General features: G+C 45.9%; 16 protein-coding genes. 13 read left to right on the top strand and 3 right to left on the bottom strand.

Features of this window, described 5'->3' with window-relative positions:
- Positions 1-118: 118 nt before the first annotated feature.
- The gene (locus ABS362_RS05580) at positions 119-688 is read right to left on the bottom strand and encodes an NUDIX hydrolase (protein WP_350411360.1); all 570 of its coding nucleotides are present in this window, start codon (positions 686-688) and stop codon (positions 119-121) included.
- A 158-nt stretch (positions 689-846) separates the two neighbouring features.
- Positions 847-1,953 carry a glycosyltransferase family 4 protein gene (locus ABS362_RS05575; RefSeq protein WP_350411359.1) on the bottom strand — a complete coding sequence of 369 codons (1,107 nt, stop codon included), beginning with the start codon at positions 1,951-1,953 and terminating at the stop codon, positions 847-849.
- Positions 1,954-2,374: 421 nt separating this feature from the next.
- Here ABS362_RS05575 and ABS362_RS05570 point away from each other — a divergent pair, with 421 nt between their 5' ends.
- The 10 genes from ABS362_RS05570 (at position 2,375) to ABS362_RS05525 (ending at position 13,023) form a co-directional block, all read left to right on the top strand.
- Positions 2,375-2,977, top strand: coding sequence for a GNAT family N-acetyltransferase (locus ABS362_RS05570; RefSeq protein ID WP_350411358.1), 603 nt, complete (start codon positions 2,375-2,377; stop codon positions 2,975-2,977).
- Between the two features lie 46 nt (positions 2,978-3,023).
- Positions 3,024-3,620, top strand: a complete 597-nt coding sequence (locus ABS362_RS05565; protein WP_350411357.1) for a histidine phosphatase family protein — start codon at positions 3,024-3,026, stop codon at positions 3,618-3,620.
- 126 nt (positions 3,621-3,746) lie between these two features.
- On the top strand, positions 3,747-6,827 hold the full coding sequence (locus ABS362_RS05560; protein WP_350411356.1) for a SusC/RagA family TonB-linked outer membrane protein: 3,081 nt from the start codon (positions 3,747-3,749) through the stop codon (positions 6,825-6,827).
- A gap of 23 nt (positions 6,828-6,850) precedes the next feature.
- Entirely contained in the window at positions 6,851-8,212 is a 1,362-nt protein-coding gene (locus ABS362_RS05555) for a RagB/SusD family nutrient uptake outer membrane protein (protein ID WP_350411355.1), read from the top strand.
- A gap of 218 nt (positions 8,213-8,430) precedes the next feature.
- Positions 8,431-9,147 carry an energy transducer TonB gene (locus ABS362_RS05550; RefSeq protein ID WP_350411354.1) on the top strand — a complete coding sequence of 239 codons (717 nt, stop codon included), beginning with the start codon at positions 8,431-8,433 and terminating at the stop codon, positions 9,145-9,147.
- A gap of 193 nt (positions 9,148-9,340) precedes the next feature.
- Positions 9,341-9,733 carry a BlaI/MecI/CopY family transcriptional regulator gene (locus ABS362_RS05545; RefSeq protein WP_350411353.1) on the top strand — a complete coding sequence of 131 codons (393 nt, stop codon included), beginning with the start codon at positions 9,341-9,343 and terminating at the stop codon, positions 9,731-9,733.
- Complete coding sequence (locus tag ABS362_RS05540) at positions 9,717-10,694, top strand: M56 family metallopeptidase (protein ID WP_350411352.1); 978 nt, start codon at positions 9,717-9,719, stop codon at positions 10,692-10,694. The genes ABS362_RS05545 and ABS362_RS05540 overlap by 17 nt, the downstream gene beginning before the upstream one ends.
- A gap of 26 nt (positions 10,695-10,720) precedes the next feature.
- Positions 10,721-11,134 carry an energy transducer TonB gene (locus ABS362_RS05535; protein ID WP_350411351.1) on the top strand — a complete coding sequence of 138 codons (414 nt, stop codon included), beginning with the start codon at positions 10,721-10,723 and terminating at the stop codon, positions 11,132-11,134.
- Positions 11,135-11,231: 97 nt separating this feature from the next.
- Positions 11,232-12,512: a TonB family protein gene (locus tag ABS362_RS05530; protein WP_350411348.1), complete on the top strand. Its 1,281-nt coding sequence runs from the start codon at positions 11,232-11,234 to the stop codon at positions 12,510-12,512.
- 31 nt (positions 12,513-12,543) lie between these two features.
- Positions 12,544-13,023 (top strand): hypothetical protein, encoded by a 480-nt coding sequence (locus ABS362_RS05525; protein WP_350411347.1) that lies wholly within the window; start codon positions 12,544-12,546, stop codon positions 13,021-13,023.
- A 59-nt stretch (positions 13,024-13,082) separates the two neighbouring features.
- Here ABS362_RS05525 and surE read toward each other — a convergent pair whose 3' ends face one another.
- A complete protein-coding gene (surE, locus tag ABS362_RS05520; RefSeq protein WP_350411346.1) occupies positions 13,083-13,859 on the bottom strand; it encodes a 5'/3'-nucleotidase SurE in 777 nt (258 codons plus the stop codon).
- 120 nt (positions 13,860-13,979) lie between these two features.
- Here surE and ABS362_RS05515 point away from each other — a divergent pair, with 120 nt between their 5' ends.
- The 3 genes from ABS362_RS05515 to ABS362_RS05505 all read left to right on the top strand — a co-directional run bounded on the left by ABS362_RS05515 (position 13,980) and on the right by ABS362_RS05505 (position 16,987).
- A complete protein-coding gene (locus ABS362_RS05515) occupies positions 13,980-14,600 on the top strand; it encodes a mechanosensitive ion channel protein MscS (RefSeq protein ID WP_350411345.1) in 621 nt (206 codons plus the stop codon).
- A gap of 39 nt (positions 14,601-14,639) precedes the next feature.
- Positions 14,640-15,080: a DoxX family protein gene (locus ABS362_RS05510; RefSeq protein WP_350411342.1), complete on the top strand. Its 441-nt coding sequence runs from the start codon at positions 14,640-14,642 to the stop codon at positions 15,078-15,080.
- 155 nt (positions 15,081-15,235) lie between these two features.
- Positions 15,236-16,987, top strand: a complete 1,752-nt coding sequence (locus ABS362_RS05505) for a M14 family metallopeptidase (RefSeq protein WP_350411341.1) — start codon at positions 15,236-15,238, stop codon at positions 16,985-16,987.
- Positions 16,988-17,217: the final 230 nt, after the last annotated feature.

Here is a 17,217-nt window from a genome sequence, read left to right as displayed (position 1 = left end):
CCTTCACAGCTACGCTGGCTCTCTTCGACTCGCGCCTCAAGAATGCTCAGGATGACAATAGTGTAAGGAAAATGGACACATAAGATCCTTCGGCTACACCTATAATCCCAATCACTAACTACACCCCCATCTTACGCAGCGCCAGCAAACACAACGCTACAGAACCAGACACATTAATCTGTCCGCTGAGCACCATACTTTCTACTTCCTGAATTGGAACATGCAGCACTTCAATACTTTCAGATTCATCGAGGTCCTGATCTGCTATTTTGTAGGCGTTGCGGGCGAGGTAAAAATAGATTTTGTTCGTGTCTTTGGTGGGGTTGTCAATTACTTCGGCTACCAGTTCCACGTCATCAGAAGTGTAACCGGTTTCTTCCAGCATTTCGCGCTTGGCCGCTTCTTCAGGGTTAGTTTCGTGATCATCAATTACACCACCCGGTAGTTCTATAAACACATTGGCAGCCGCATGCTTGTATTGTCGAACAAAAATAACGTCGCCTTTCTCGGTTACCGGAAAAGTAAGCACCACATCCGGGCGAACGCTCACATAATAGTCGTCCATTATCTTTCCGTTGGGTAACTCTACTTCATCACGGCGCAGCTTATACCATTTCTCATCAAAAACGAGTTCGGATTTCAGTACTTTCCAGTGTTTGGAGCTTGGGGTATGTTTATTGGCAGACATGTTGCAATTTATAGTTAATCGGCGTAAAAAAGCCACACTTACTTAACAGTAGGCGCGGCTATAGATGTTGTGTTATTAAAAAAGAAAGCAGTTATGTTAAAACCTAAACTATCAACCGGGCCAGGCGTTACCCTGACCCTACTATAGGTATCTAAAACTTATACAGCAACTTCAGAATTTACTAACTGGCGGTAAATGTGGTTATAGTCCTGGGCCATCTGGTCTGAGGTGTAGCCATGCGAGCGTTTAACAGCGCGGCAAGCCATTATATTGCGGCAGAACTCATCCTCGATCAGGTCGTTTATCGTATCGCGCAGCTCGTCGGCACTATTCGGATCAGCATACTTGGCGGCATTACCCCAGATCTCGGCCTGGCTTTCGGTTTTGCCTACTACCAGCGCGCATCCCGACATGGCAGCTTCCAGAATCGACAACCCGAAAGGTTCGTATTTGGCAGGCAGAGCGTAAACAGATGCTCTTGACAACCAGTCTGATACTTCTTTGTTAGTAAGCTTGCCCAAGAAATGTACGTTCTCCAGGTCTATAGTCTTACCGGTAGCAGGGTGTTTGTCGTCTCCGGCAATATATACAGGCCATTTCAGATCAGATGCAATGTGCGCCAGCATCGAAATGTTTTTACCTTCGTCCCAGACACGGCCCAGGCTAAACACAAACGGCTCCTTGCGACCGAACTGGAAATTATGCTGGCCACGACCGTTATAGATTACGCTGCTTTTTTTGAAGGGCCCGTATAGTTCTTCGGCCTGGTGCAACATTGCCTGTGTTGGCGCCACCACTACATCAGCAGCCTGCAATCCTTTTGTAACAAGCTCTTTATAGGTATTCCATTCTTTTGGGGCATTCTCGGCATTCACTGCTTTCCACCAGCTCAGCACACACGAGTGCACTACTGCTATTACAGGTTTTCCCCAGTCCAGCGCGGCGTGTGCCATACCTCCATTCAGGTGTATGATATCAGGTTGAACTTCATCACGCAGTTGCAATAACCATCCCCCGGCTTTCTCAACGTCCTGCCAGGGGCTGTCCATCCATTCCAGTTTATAGTCGCTTTCGTAAACGGTAAGGTTATTTATAGCGGCAGCTTCGGCACGTTGTTCTTCCGACATGCGGCCACCCATTGTAGCTACGGCAACCTGTGTGCCTGTTTGGTCCAGGGCTCTGGTAAGTTCCAGTACATAGGTCCATACGCCGCCAATGGTATCGGCTGTCATTAAAATCTTTGAGGGGTGATGATGTGATTCCATATGAGTATCTCCTGTAAATAGTAAGCGATAATGCTGGTATTTTATAGTTTAGTGTAAAGCATGCTCTAAAGCCATAGCCGGTTGCTGCTTTCTTTTATGTTGCTTTTGTATCCCTGGTTAATACTTTTAACCTGTTTTTAGGTTGATGTAACTATAAGGGTGCGCCCGTATTGGCTTTTTGTTCAGGTGTCGTGAGTTACCCGGTTGATGCCGGAAAATTATGTATGCCGTTTACTGCGGTACCCTGCCGGCCAGGTTTTACGACGTTTATTTTCTTGGTGAGTTCTAATACGGAGTCATCCAACATTCAGTTGGTGAGTTTCTTACTTTTTAAATAATTTTATGCCTGCTGCCTGCTTTGCTACCTTTTATGATTTAACATTACTCCGCTTTAAGCCTGTTAAACTATAATTTCAGCTTCATGAACTTCGAAAGAGACCTGCACCTCGAAAACGACCATGCCTTGTTAAGGCCTTTAAAACCACAGGACCTGGAACATTTACAAATTATAGCTATAGACCCGGACATCTGGCGGTACGTGACTATAAGCGTTAACTCACAACAAGACCTCCAACGTTGGGCCGACACAGCCTTTAGTGACCACGAAAAACAGCAGCGCTACACCTTTGTTATCATCGATAAAAGCACTGGGAAATTAGCTGGCAGCACCGCTTACGGAAACATTTCTATAGTTGACCAGCGTCTGGAAATTGGCTGGACCTGGTTAGGTAACGAAGCAAGGGGCACAGGCCTGAACAGGCATTGCAAATTCCTGCTGCTGCAGTATGCGTTTGAAATACTGCACTATGAGCGGGTAGAGCTGAAAACAGATGTGCTGAACCTGCGCTCGCGGCAGGCAATGCGTAAAATTGGCGCCACCGAAGAAGGCATTCTTCGCAGCCATACCCTGATGCAGGATGGCCGCCGACGCGACACCATTTACTACAGCATCTTAAAGTCAGAGTGGCCAAACCTAAAAGCAACTGTTTTTGCAGACCTTAGTAGTATCAGTACACAAGCATAGTGATATCCGTATAGTTTGTAAAAACCAGCAACTATAAACTATACTTTTGGACACCCCGAAACCACGACGTATTTTTTTGATAAGGCATGCCAGGCCACAAGTAAGCAGCAAAGGATTTGTTAGTGCGAGCCATGCCCGCCAGTACATTTCGGATTACGACGCAGCCGAAGTAGAAGAGTTTGTACTTACCCATGAGGCCATTCCTTTTAAAGATATACGCAAGGTACACTGCAGCACACTGGTCCGTTCACAGCTTACAGCCAAAGCTATTTTCGGAGAGGAAGTACAACTAATTATAGATGCCAACTTCCGGGAGTTCGAGCGCAGGATATTTTCGTTGCCTTTCATACACTTACCTATAAAACTATGGTTGATAGGTGCACGCATCCTCTGGTTTCTCGGGTTTAATAGTCGTGGTATCGAAACATTTAAACAAGCCCGCCAACGTGCCCGCGCCGCTGCCATGCAACTAGTCAACGAAGCAACCCAGGAAACTATAGCCGTTTTGGTAGCGCATGGGTTACTTAATTTTTTTATCCGGAGAGAGCTCAAACGCTTAGGCTGGCTGCAAACTATAAAAGGAGGCAGCACCTTCGTGAGCGTCAATGCTTTTGAGTACATCCCTGCCGAAATCACATCTTAAAAAAACACTCAAACTATATTGATATAATACTGTTTTATACGTATAGCAGGATTACTATACCCATACCTTCCAGTTTACATCACCCTGAAAGACAATTTACTATGAACAACCTTAATCAAATTACCCATGAAAAAAACTATACTTTTATTGATGCTATGCGTCTGCATGGTTGCGGGCCATGCCTGGGCACAGGCCGTAGTTGTTACAGGCAGGGTTACTTCAGCCTCTGATGGCACTCCGTTACCGGGCGTAACAGTCCTCGAAAAAGGAACTTCCAACGGTACTGTAACTGACAACTCCGGTAACTTTAGTATTTCAGTACCCGGTAACGCAGTATTGCAATTTCGCTTTGTGGGCATGACCACGCAGGAAGTACCTGTTAATAACCGCTCTACTATAAATGTGCAACTACGTACTGATGAACAGCAATTAGGTGAGGTAGTAGTAGTAGGTTATGGTACCCAGGAACGCCGCGAGGTAACCGGTGCTACCTCTAAAGTTACCTCCGAAGAACTGGAGAACCTGCCTGTAGTTGGCGTAGATCAGGCCTTGCAGGGCAGGGCAGCCGGGGTGCAGATCTCACAGAACTCCGGTACGCCTGGTGGGGGTATAAGTGTGCGTGTGCGGGGTTCTTCCTCTATCTCGGCAAGCAACCAGCCGCTTTATGTAGTTGATGGTGTTCCGCTTACAACCGGTGACTACTCGCAACTTGGCTATGGCGGCCAGTCTGTTAACGCCATCGCCGACCTTAACCCCAATGATATCGAATCTATAGATATCCTGAAAGATGCTTCTGCTGCCGCAATCTATGGTTCCAGAGCTGCCAATGGTGTGGTTTTGATCACCACCAAACGTGGTACCTCCCGCAAAACACAGATCAACCTGAATGCCTATACCGGTTTCCAGAAAATGTGGAAAGAACCTAATTTTCTGAATGCAGATGAATACAGCGAAATAATGCTGGAGGCTTACTTAAACGATGCCGAACTTCTTGAATTTAACCCCAATGGTACTTTCGAGGATTTTCTGGATTACTACTATGGAGGCATAGACTTTACACAAACAAAAACAGACTGGATAGATGAAGTGACCCGTACCGCTCCTATTCAGAACTATGAAATATCGCTGAGTGGCGGTGATCCTAAAACACGTTACTATCTCTCCGGCTCCTACTTTGACCAGGAAGGTATTGTTATCGGCAGCCGATACCAGCGCTACTCCACCCGCCTTAACCTGGACCACGACATTAACGACAGGCTCTCACTGGGAACAAGTATACAGCTAAGCCGTTCCGACAATAACCGCATTGTAAGCGATAACACGCTTTACGGACCATTTGCCAATGCACTGGCTGCCTCCCCTATCTTCCCGGTATATTATGAAGATGGCGAATATACCAGGCCAAACTACTTTTATACTAACCCTGTAGCAGAAGGTACCGAGAACGACGACGAAACGCAGAACTTAAGGGCCATTGGTAACCTGTTTGCAAACTATGAATTTATAGAGGGTTTGCAATGGCAGGTAAAGGGCGGTATGGATGTGCTGAATATTGATGAAAGACGATTTACAGCCACCAACTACCCGGGCTCTTTTGCAACAGCTACCGAAGGCTCTGCAACCAATGCTACCAGTACCATTACTAAGCGCCTACTCGAAACTACATTATCCTACAACAAGCTGTTTGGCGAAGAGCATAACATCTCTACTGTTATTGGTGCATCTAATGAGCATAATAAACTCAGGGCAGCATTTGTTACCGGACTCGGTTTCCCGGACGAACGCTTCCGGTACATAGGTAGTGCCGTTAGAGTAAATGCCGGTTCCAACACGGTTGCTGAGAATGCGCTGGTATCCTTTTTTGGCAGAGCTAACTACTCTTTACGAGACAGGTATTTAGTAGGTATTAACTTCCGTGCCGATGGTTCTTCGCGTTTTTCAGAAGATAACCGGTATGGCTACTTCCCATCCATCTCAGTTGGCTGGAGAGTTATCGAAGAAGACTTTATGTCAGACATTAGTGCACTTAGTGAACTGAAACTTAGAGCATCCTACGGCATAACCGGTAACCAGGAGATTGGTAATGATGCTTTCCGGGGCCTTGTAGTTGCAGGTGCAAGCTACATCGACAGGCCAGGTACAGCGTTAGCCCAGATCCCGAACCCGGATCTGAAGTGGGAAGAAACACAACAATTGAACATTGGCGCAGATATCGGCTTTCTGAGTAACCGCGTTAATCTTGCTCTCGATTACTATATCAAAAAAACAACAGACTTGCTGTTTAACCGTCCGATACCGACACAAACTGGTTTCTCAAGCTACTCATCTAACATCGGTTCGGTAGAGAACAAAGGATTTGAGGTCGCATTGAGCACTATAAACTTTGATGGTTCTGGCACTGACTTTAACTGGACCTCTGATTTCAACATCTCCTTCAACAGGAACAAGGTAACTGAACTATACCAGGGGCAAGATATTTTCTATGGTTTTGGTGGTAATTCGCTGGTGCTGCGCGAAGGTGAGCCGATAGGTACTTTCTATGGTTTTATTACGGATGGGGTATACAGCACAACTGCTGATGTACCTGATTCGCGCCAGGCGGAGGGAGTACAGGCCGGTGACGTTAACTTCAGAGACTTAAACGACGATGGCATTATTAACGACGATGACCTGACAATTATCGGCGATGCACAGCCTGATTTTGTAGGTGGTTTAACAAACGTGTTCCGTTACAAAGGTTTCGATCTGAATGTATTTCTGCAGTTCTCTAAAGGTAATCAGATCGCTAACCCGGCACACCAGTACATGCAGCACCTGGGTAATGACTTCCTGGATGATAACATGCTGGACCTTGTAATGGACCGCTGGCAGGAGGAAGGAGACGTAACAGATGTGCCGAGAGCTACTGTAATTGACCCGAACGATAACAACAGAAGCAACTCCTCCAGATTTATCTACGATGGTTCTTACCTGCGTTTCAAAAATGTAATGTTAGGATATAGTCTGGCAAGTGGCTTAACAGAACGCATTGGGGTAAGAAGCCTGCGATTGTATGCACAGGCGCAAAACCTGTTCACGTTTACCGATTATCCTGGCTTTGACCCGGAAGTGAACTTCGCCGGAACATCCAACACAACTATAGGGGTCGACTTCTACACGTTCCCGCAGGCACGTACGATCACATTTGGTATTAACCTCGGGCTTTAATCAGAAGATAAATAAGAAACGTCATGAAAAGATATTCATACCTATTTATACTGTTCTTTGGCCTGAGCGTGTTCTCCGGCTGCGAAGATACACTTGACATTGAACCAACCACAGGAGTTGATAGTGAAGAATCCATTACGGATGAGGTAAGCCTGAACAGAGCTGCTTTGGGTACTTATAGTGCTATGCAGGACTTTGATTACTATGGATTGCGGTACCTGCTGTACCAGGATGTATATGCCGATAATATGCAGCACCGCGGTACTTTTACAACAGACGTGGAAGTATCGACTCGCAATATACGGGCATCTAACCTGCAACTGGCCAGCACTTGGTCTGGTATTTATACCACTATAAACCGTGCAAACATTGTGATAAGAGGGGCTGAAGAACTGGAAGACCTGGATGAGGAAACCAGGAATCGATACATTGCCGAGATGCGTTTTATCAGGGCACTGGCGCACTTCGACCTGCTGCGTGTTTTTGGCGGTGTACCCGTAATTACTACTCCTACCACAACCATTCCGGAGGTACAAAATGTAGGGCGTTCATCAGAGGCAGAAGTATATGATGCTGTTATTGATGACCTGCTGTTTGCAGAAGAAAATCTGGGAGACGCTATCAGTAATGCGCCATACAGGGCTTCGTCGTTGGCAGCAACTGCGCTGTTGGCACGTGTATTCCTGCAGCAAGGCAATAACGCAGCAGCTGAGGCAAACGCCAACACTGTTATAGAGAGCGAGCAATTTACCTTGCTTGATAATTTTGGCGACCTGTGGGTGAGAGAAGGAAATTCAGAATCTATTTTTGAGCTGAACTTTACACCTTTCGATGCCAATGGCCTGGGCAGTGCATCAGACCCAAGAACCGGCGGCCAGAAATTTTACCTGCGCCAGGCATTTTTTAATGAATTCGCAGCCTCTGCCGAGCAGGGCGATGTACGTTTTGATCAGACCACCCGCTTTGAGCGTAACCGCAACCGACTGCTTAAGTACGAAGATGTGGCTGAAAATGCAGATAATGTGCCTATTATCCGTCTGGCAGAAATGTATCTGATTCGTGCGGAGGCACGTGCGCGCCAGGGTGCACCCCTTGCTCCTGCCCCACTCCAGGTAATAAACGATATAAACATGATCAGAGAACGGGCAGGTTTAGCACCTGTTGTTGTACTGACCAACGCACAGGCGCTGGAAGAGATATTGGAGCAGCGACGCTTTGAGTTTGTAGGCGAAGGCATGCGCTTTATGGACCTGAAACGCTACGACCTGACCTGCGAATTACTAGGTTTCTGTGAAGATGAAGGCGAAGCGTTCCGTAACCTCTGGCCAATACCACTGCAGCAGATCGAAGTAAACCCTGAGCTTGAACAGAATCCTGGTTACTAAACTTTGTTATAGTATATAATTAAAAAGAGGGCTTCTACAGGAGCCCTCTTTTTGTTTCTGAGCTTATTTTAGTTCAGGCAAGAAATGAAACTATAAAAGGCAACAGCATCTTTGTCAGCGTCAATGCTTTTGAGTGGAAAGAACAGCCAACTGGCATAGGTTTTTCATAGTTGCCTTAAAAGTTTATCTTGCAGCACTAAAACCAATCTAAAACTTTCATGAAACTTACTTTTACCGGTTTACTGGCAACAGCTTTGTTGCTTATTCTTCAAACTTCTTTATTTGCCCAAACACAGCAGCCCCCACCTGATGAAGCTGTTGTTTATGAATACGCAGAACAGATGCCTGCTTTTAAAGGCGGTGAAAGTGCAATGATGACTTACCTTTCTGGCAGTATACCTTACACAAACACAGGCGTGACGGGACTTGTGGTGGTATCGTTTGTGGTAGATGATGATGGTACAATAGATGAAGTAAAAGTGCTGAAAAGTTTGCACCCCAGCCTTGATTCGGTAAGCGTGCAGGCTGTGCGTAACATGAACGGCTACTGGACCCCGGGCGTGCAGAAAGGCAAGCCCGTAAAAGTGCGCTTTACACTGCCTATCAAGTTCTCGCACAATGCCGGCAGCGCACCTAAAGAAAAGGCCAGCAGCCAGGAAATGCCGGAATATAAAGGCGGAACAGAGGCCTTTGTAAAGTTTATGAAACGCAATGTGCGCTACCCGCAGCAGGCTACTAAACGTGGAGTGGTGTATGTATCTTTTACTATTAACGAAGACGGTTCCCTGACTGATTATGAAATAGAGAAAAGCGTAGAACCGGTTTTGGACCGCGAAGCGATGCGCCTGGCAAAACTAAGCGATGGAAATTGGCTACCTAGCGTACGGAACGGAGAAAAGGTCAAAGTAAAATATACTATGCCTGTCATCTTTTAAACTAACATTATAAATTATAAAAAGCCCTGTTTCTGGTATCAGAAGCAGGGCTTTTACTTTTCCCGTATATTTCAAGCTATAGTTTCTCTCCCCTATTTATAGTTGATCTTCAGCTATTTTTTTAATTAACTAAAATTTTAGTTGTTAAACTAAGTATTTAGTTATATATTCATATCAACAAACCAGATACCCTATGAAAGAACTCACCAAAGCAGAAGAAGAGATCATGCAGATTCTCTGGAAAATTGAGAAAGGATTTGTGAAAGACATTATCGAACAGATGCCTGAGCCGCGTCCTGCTTACAACACGGTGTCTACTATAGTTCGGATACTGGAAAAGAAAGGCTTTGTGGGGTACAACGCTTTTGGTAAAACGCACGAGTATTTTCCGCTCATAGCCGAAGACAAGTACAAGAGCTTTTTTCTGAAGAATTTTATGAGTGGCTATTTCGGTGGCTCTTTCGAGAAACTGGTGTCGTTCTTTGCCAAGGACAATAACCTGGATGTGAAAGAACTGGACCAGCTGATGCGCCATGTAAAAGAAGACCTCAACGAAAACGAACCACAAAATGGAAGCAACCTATAACTACCTCATTCAGTCAGGGCTTTGCATGCTTTTATTGTACCTGTTTTATATGCTGGTACTGCGCAATTTCCCGAAGCCGGGTTACAACCGAATGTATCTGTTAGCTACTCCAATTGTAGCACTGGCAATACCGTTGCTGAATATTCCGCTACCATTTTTGCCACTTTACCACCTCGCTCCTGCACTGGCAACTGTACAGTTATCGGAAGTTACCGTAACCGGTTACCTACCCGAGGCCGAGGCAAATACAGGTTTTATAGTTTCGGGGGCAACTATAGTTTGTGTATTGTATAGTTTTGCCGTTACCGCGCTACTTGCCAGGCTGGGGGTGCAGTTATTCCGGTTAAAAAAACTGGTTGCTATGGCTACTCCGCTTACTACTTTAGATGGCTACGCAACCGTACTCCAAACCGATAACAACTACGCTACCTTCGCTTTCCTGAACTATATTTTTGTAAGCCAGCAGCAGCATTTAACCGAACAGGAAAAACAACAGATTATAGCCCACGAGCTTGCCCACGTAAAACTGCGTCATACCTACGATGTGCTTTTCTATGAGCTCCTGACAGCTTTTCTGTGGTTTAACCCGCTTATCTGGTTACTTAAAACGGAACTGCGCGATGTACACGAATACCAGGCAGATGCTGATGTGATCTCAGTTTACCAACCGCAGGCCTACACTACATTGCTGGCGAAAGAGGCACTTTATAAAACAGGAATCCCGGTGGGCAGCTACTTTCAGAAGCCACAGGTATTTAAGCGCCTGCACATGCTCCGAAAACACGGCCAGAAAGCCGGAGTGCTGCGCCCTTTACTGGTACTTCCGCTACTGCTGGCACTGCTCTTTTTCTTTTCGTCCGGAGATGTGACTGCTGATATGACTATGCCGGCAACACAGACTACGCCACCAGTGCAGGCGCAAACTATAGCTGAAACCACACAGCAAATGCGGAAGTTATAGTAACAGCAAAAGCTCCTGATAAAATAGTGCCAGCTAGCAAACCTGAAAAAGCAGCTGACAAGCTTATAGTTAAGAAAAAGGAATACGCACCTGCAACTGAAGTGAAAGACGTAGCACAACGACCATTTGATTATGTAGAGCAAATGCCGAAGTATGAGGGTGGCGAGTTGGAACTACAGAAATTTATTGCCCGCAACATCAGGTACCCGAAAGCCACAAAAGAAGCAGGTTTAGAAGGGTTGGTAGTAGGCAGTTTTGTTGTTGAAACAGACGGCTCTTTATCTAACTTAACGATACTGAAAGGATTGGATGAAGCTGCTGACCGTGAAGCCCTCCGCGTAATTGAGGCCATGAACGGAAAATGGGAACCTGGTAAGCAGAACGGAAATGTAGTGCCCGTTAGGTTTACTATCCCGATCCGCTTTGCACTTGTAAACTAATCAAAACAACATATTACCCTGTTTAACCCGGTTTAAAAATCAGGGCAGGAAAGCTATTGCCTTACAAATCCTTAACTCAACCTATAAACACACGACCATGAAAAACTTTACTACGCTTAAAACATTGCTGACAGCACCGCTACTTGCACTTTCAGTAAATATAGTCTCGCCGACGGCAACTATGGCCCAGACCAAAACGCAGGAAAAAAGAGTACTGTCTTATGTAGATCAGATGCCCCAATATGAAGGTGGAGAACTGGAGATGATGAAGTTTATGGCGAGCAACATCAGTTACCCCGCCGATGCTAAGGCAAATGGACTGGAAGGATTGGTAGTGGTTTCGTTTGTGATTGATGAGACCGGTAAAGTGAACAATGCGAAGGTAGTAAAGAAACTGGGCCGTGGTACCGACGAGGAAGCCTTGCGCGTAGTGAACCTGACCAGCGGCAAATGGACGCCCGGCAGCCAGAATGGTAAAATTGTACCGGTGCAGTTTACCCTGCCTATCAGGTTTAGCCTGAGCGAAGCCGAAAGAGCTGCCACCGCCGATAAAGCCAACAAAATGCCACAGTTTAAGGGCGGCCCTGAAGCCATGCAGAAAACTATAGCCTCGTACCTGCAACTGCCTGAAGAAGCAAAAAAAGAAAATCTGGATGCCCGTGTTATAATTAAGTTTTATGTCGAGAAAGATGGCAAGGTTTCAAACATCAGGCTGGAAGGTACTAAGCTGAAAAAAACCGTCGGCGTAGGGTCTGATATGGATTACATGGATGCTTCCACGTTCCGGGTGCAGAACAAGGTAATGCTGGCGAAATTAGCAGAAGCAGCAATGGCAGCCGTTGCAGCAACATCCGGTAAATGGGAGCCGGCAACTAAAAACGGACAGCCGTTCGGAGCGGAAATGGTACTGCCTGTGCAGTTCTATAGTTCAGAAAATGCTGCTGGCCAAAAGCAGTTAGAAGCACCAGCCATGACCAAGTATACCAAAGAATATTATGCCCTGAATGAAGTAGATGTACAGCCGGTTTTTAAGGAAGGCTCTTTTGAGCGGTACATGGCAAAAAACCTGCGCTACCCCAATACATCTTTTGAAGGTATTATAGAAACCGGTTTTGTGGTAAAAGCAGACGGCACCTTGCTGGGGCCACTGTTCTATGGAAAACCCACCGGATCTTCTTCAGAAAACGAAGCGATCTATAACGAGATAAAGAAATTGGTAACATCGCTGCAAGGCAAATGGGAACCAGCCAAAGTAGATGGCAAACCAGTGTCGGTCACTAAAAAAATAACGATACAGTTCGTGACAAATGACGGCACCAAAAAGGCTGCGAATACCTCGGGTAAGAAGGCAGATGTTGTGGTTACCAGGTTTAGATAAACCTATAGATTAGCCTCTTACAACTATAGAAATGAAGGAAAAACTATTCTTAACTATAACTTTTGCTGCTCTGACCATAGTGAGCGTATTTAGTCAGAGTAGGGCACTCACCTTTCAGGAAGCTGAAAAACAAGGAATTCCTTTTCACAAACTCGACAGCCTCTATAAAAGTGCTGTGCATACTGATCCTGCTTTAGCAGTGTTCAAGTCTCCGGATCAGCAGGCCGAACTGCTACAAGCCTACGTTAAACTTTTGCAGGATTTGGGAGCCTTTCTTAGAGCAAATAATTTTAAGTGGAATACAGAGGCTCGTGGCGCAAACAGAATTTACATGCAGCCGGATGGCCGGATAGATTACTTCCTGTTCCACTTCCCGGAAGGACAGCTCACACCTGAAAAGGAGCAGCAGTTTACTCAGTTGCTGGATAGTTTTATCCGGAACTATAGATTTGCTATTACTGCCCCTGAAAAGTTTGCACAGTGCAGCGCAGTACGATATACAGATAATTAAAAGTAAAAGAGCCTGCAGCTAAAACTATAGTTGCGGGCTCTTTTTAGAGTGGGTCCGTCTTAAAAATCCCAGTCGTTATTGAGGGTAGATATGGCATGATAAGCGGTCATGTCGTACTGGCACGGAACTATAGAAACGTAGTTATTTACAATAGCCCATTCGTCCGTGTCTTCGCCTTTGTCGTGGTTCACAAAGCTGCCGGTCATCCAGAAATAACGTCGGTTACGTGGGTCCAGGCGCTCATCAAACTCTTCCTGCCAACGGGCGTGTGCCTGCCGGCATATCTTTATTCCTTTAATGGCTTCTTCGCTTTTCTTCGGAATATTAACGTTTAACGCCGTGTTCTCAGGAATCGGGTTTTTAAGTGCCTGCCGGATGATCTGCTCCACAAAAGGCTCTGTATGCGAAAAGTCAGCTTCGTGGCCGTAATCGCAAAGCGAAAAACCGATAGCTGGCAAACCTTCTATAGCTGCCTCAATGGCCGCCGACATAGTACCCGAATACAGCACACTGATGCTGGAGTTTGAACCATGGTTTATACCGCTTACCACCAGGTCCGGTTTGCGATCTTTCAGTACATGGTGCTTGGCCAGTTTCACGCAATCGGCTGGCGTGCCGGAGCATTCGTAAGCCTCAATTCCCAGGTCATCAAACGCGATCGATCTGTCGAGCCTTAGCGTGTTGCCAATTGTTATGGCGTGCCCCATTCCGGACTGTGGCCCATCAGGTGCTACCACCACTACATCAGCTAGCTTCATGGCTACTTCTACAAGCGTACGTATGCCCGGTGCGGTAATGCCATCATCGTTCGAAATCAGTATCAGCGGTTTAGCCATTTCTATTATTTTTAGTTGAGTTATAATAAAATAAACGAATTTCTTTTTCGTGCTAATATACAACAACCTGATTCAGCACATCAAGGTTTAAGAATATTTTATAACACGAATGAATGAGCTATGATAATCAAAAATATATTTTATGCAATACTGCTGGGGGTGGGCATGGCCGCCTGTCTCTCGCAGAACGACCAGAACGTAGAGGGTGCAACGGCCGGCACAGCAGCAGAGCAACCCGTTACTGAAATTACTGAAGAAACTATAACTCCTACAGCAGATCAGCTGCGCATTGCACCCGGTAAAGTAGGTTTTGTAACCATATCTGATGATATTGAACAGATGCGCCAGACCATACCGGCAGGTTTTGCCATAGCCGATACCATGCTGCAGCAGGAAGGAACACAGGCTACAGCTTACATCATCCGTCCTGAAAACGAGGCTAAAGGCATACTGGTAGAACAGCAGTGCGATGCCGATTGTAAGGTCTGGCGCCTGAACGTGCAATCCGAAAAGTACAAAACAGCAAAAGGTATTGGCGTTGGTGACACATACGAAAAAGCACAAAAACAGCATCCTATAAATACTGTAACGCTGGCTGATGGCGGCCTGGTAGCTGTTGCAAAAGATGGTGGAATGACCTTTGTTTTAGACCCGAGCCAGATACCCGCCAACGACCGTTCGCGCCTGACCCCAGAAACCGTACCGGGCACAACACGCATTAAAGCAATACTTATATATTAGCCACTTGTAATATTTAGAGTGAATTAGTATTATTGCTGCATGGCACTACTTCGCTCCCGCTACAAGTACAAAGACTTTGGATTGCTGATACTGCGACTTGGTATTGGTTTGATGTTTATCTTACACGGCTGGCCTAAATTAACCGGCGGACCTGAGAAATGGGAACAGATAGGCAATACCATGCAATTACTCGGTATTAACTTCGCTCCTGTATTCTGGGGTTTTATGGCCGGATTTGCTGAAGTGGTGGGTGGTGCCCTGATCATGCTTGGCTTTTTTTACCGGATTGCCTGCGCTCTGCTGGTAATAACCATGGTGGTAGCAACGCTTCGCCATTATACAGCTGGCGACGGATTTGGAGGTTATTCGCATGCACTGGAAGCTGCAATACTTTTCTTCTCGCTTTTATTTATCGGCCCCGGCAAGTATAGTTTAGATAAAGCCATTTTCCCGAACAAAAAGGAACGCCGCTTATACTAAAACCTTAACTATAAAGAACTGCTCCTGCCACTCACTAACTATAGGTTATGTATGGCAGGAGTTTTTGTTTTAAGCCGGTGCTATAGTTTATCACATAGATTTCTCACCGGAAATATCTTAAATTACGATCTTAACATCACACGCTATACTTACCTATGCTAACCACGCTACTTTTAGCAACACTGCTAACTACAGGCGCACCGGGTAAAACCGACCTGAAAACGCCCTATGAAAAAGGAAACGGCAACGTGACCGCCACTTACGACGAAACCATAGAATGGTACAAAAACTTCGACAAGGCTTACGACGAAGTGAAGATGGTACCCTATGGCTATACTGACTCTGGCCGTTTGCTGCACCTTGTCATTGTTTCTACGGACAAGGATTTTGACCCGGCATCTATCAAAGAAAAGAATAAGCGCGTGCTCCTGATCCAGAATGGTATACACCCCGGCGAGCCCGAAGGCATTGACGCAACCATGATGCTGGCCCGCGACTACCTGCAGGATAGAAGCAAGCGCAAGCAGCTGGACAACGTGGTGCTGGCCATTATACCGGTGTACAATATTGGCGGCGCCCTGAACCGCAACAGCCATACGCGCACCAACCAGAACGGCCCGGAAGAATACGGCTTCAGGGGCAATGCCCGCAACCTGGACCTGAACCGCGACTACATTAAAACAGATTCCCGCAACGCAAACCTTTTCCACCTGGTGTTCCGCGACTGGGATCCGGATGTGTTTATGGATAACCATACCTCGAACGGAGCCGATTACCAGCACGTGATGACTTTAATTGCCACGCAGCACAACAAACTAAACCCGACGCTGGCAACATACCTGAACGAGAAGATGGTACCCACCCTTTACGCTGGCATGAAGCAGGACAAATACCCGATGGTGCCTTACATGAATACCATTGATGAAACACCGGATAAAGGTATAGTTGGGTTTATGGAATCGCCGCGCTATGCAACGGGTTACACTGCACTTTATAACACCATCGGTTTTGTACCCGAAACACACATGCTGAAGCCATTTAAGCAACGCGTGGATGCTACCTATAAATTGATGGAAAACATGATAGAGACGGTGCACCGCGATGCGGAAGAAATAGGAAGACTGCGTGCGAAAGCCAAGCAGGAAACCTTGCAACAACAACAGTTTGCGCTTAACTGGCAACTAGATACCACCAAAGTAGATAAGATCCCATTCCTGGGATATGCTGCCAAATACAAAAAAAGCGAAGTAAGCGGACTGGAACGTTTGTATTACGACCGCAAAGCGCCTTACAGCAAAAACATCAACTACTACAACACCTTTACGCCAACAACTATAGTTGAGAAACCGGTAGCCTACATTATACCTTTTGCCTGGCACGAAGTAATAGCCCGCCTGAAAACCAACAAGGTACAGATGCAGCAACTTACCAAAGACACCACGCTAACTATAGATACCTATTACATTACAGACTATAAAACCAGTCCACGCGCGTACGAAGGTCACTACATACACTCTGATGTTAAAGTAGACAAGCAAACTATAAAACGCCGGTTCCTGAAAGGGGATTACGTGGTGTATCTGAACCAGGAAGCTAACCGCTTTTTAGTAGAGACCCTTGAGCCACAGGCCCCGGACTCCTACTTCGTCTGGAATTTCTTCGACTCTATCCTGATGCAGAAAGAGTATTTTTCCAGTTATGTGTTCGAAGATCTGGCAGCACTATATTTAAAAGAGAACCCGAAGCTGCGCGAACAACTGGAGGCAAGAAGAAAAAGCGATCCTGAATTTGCTAAAAATGCCCGCGCCCAATTGGACTTTGTTTACCGCAACTCGCCGCACTACGAACCAACACATAACATGTACCCGGTTGGCAGACTGATGCAGAACATAAAATTGCCGCTGTAAACTATAGCCAACTATAAACTAAAAAGCCACCCGTTGAGGTGGCTTTTTTTGCTTTATTCCCTTTCTACTCCTACTCTATCAATATTATTTAACTACCTGTTCCTCAAAAACTATAGCCTGTAGCCCTCAAAAACAGGTATTCCGCAAAAAAGAAGTTGCAAGCTCAAATATTTATGCATTACTTTGAAACATAATAGCAATACTATTGTTTAGGCAATTATAACTATTGA

Source organism: Pontibacter populi (assembly GCF_040278685.1).
GTDB classification, from domain to species: Bacteria; Bacteroidota; Bacteroidia; order Cytophagales; family Hymenobacteraceae; genus Pontibacter; species Pontibacter populi.
This window is presented reverse-complemented; position numbering and strand designations above follow the sequence as displayed.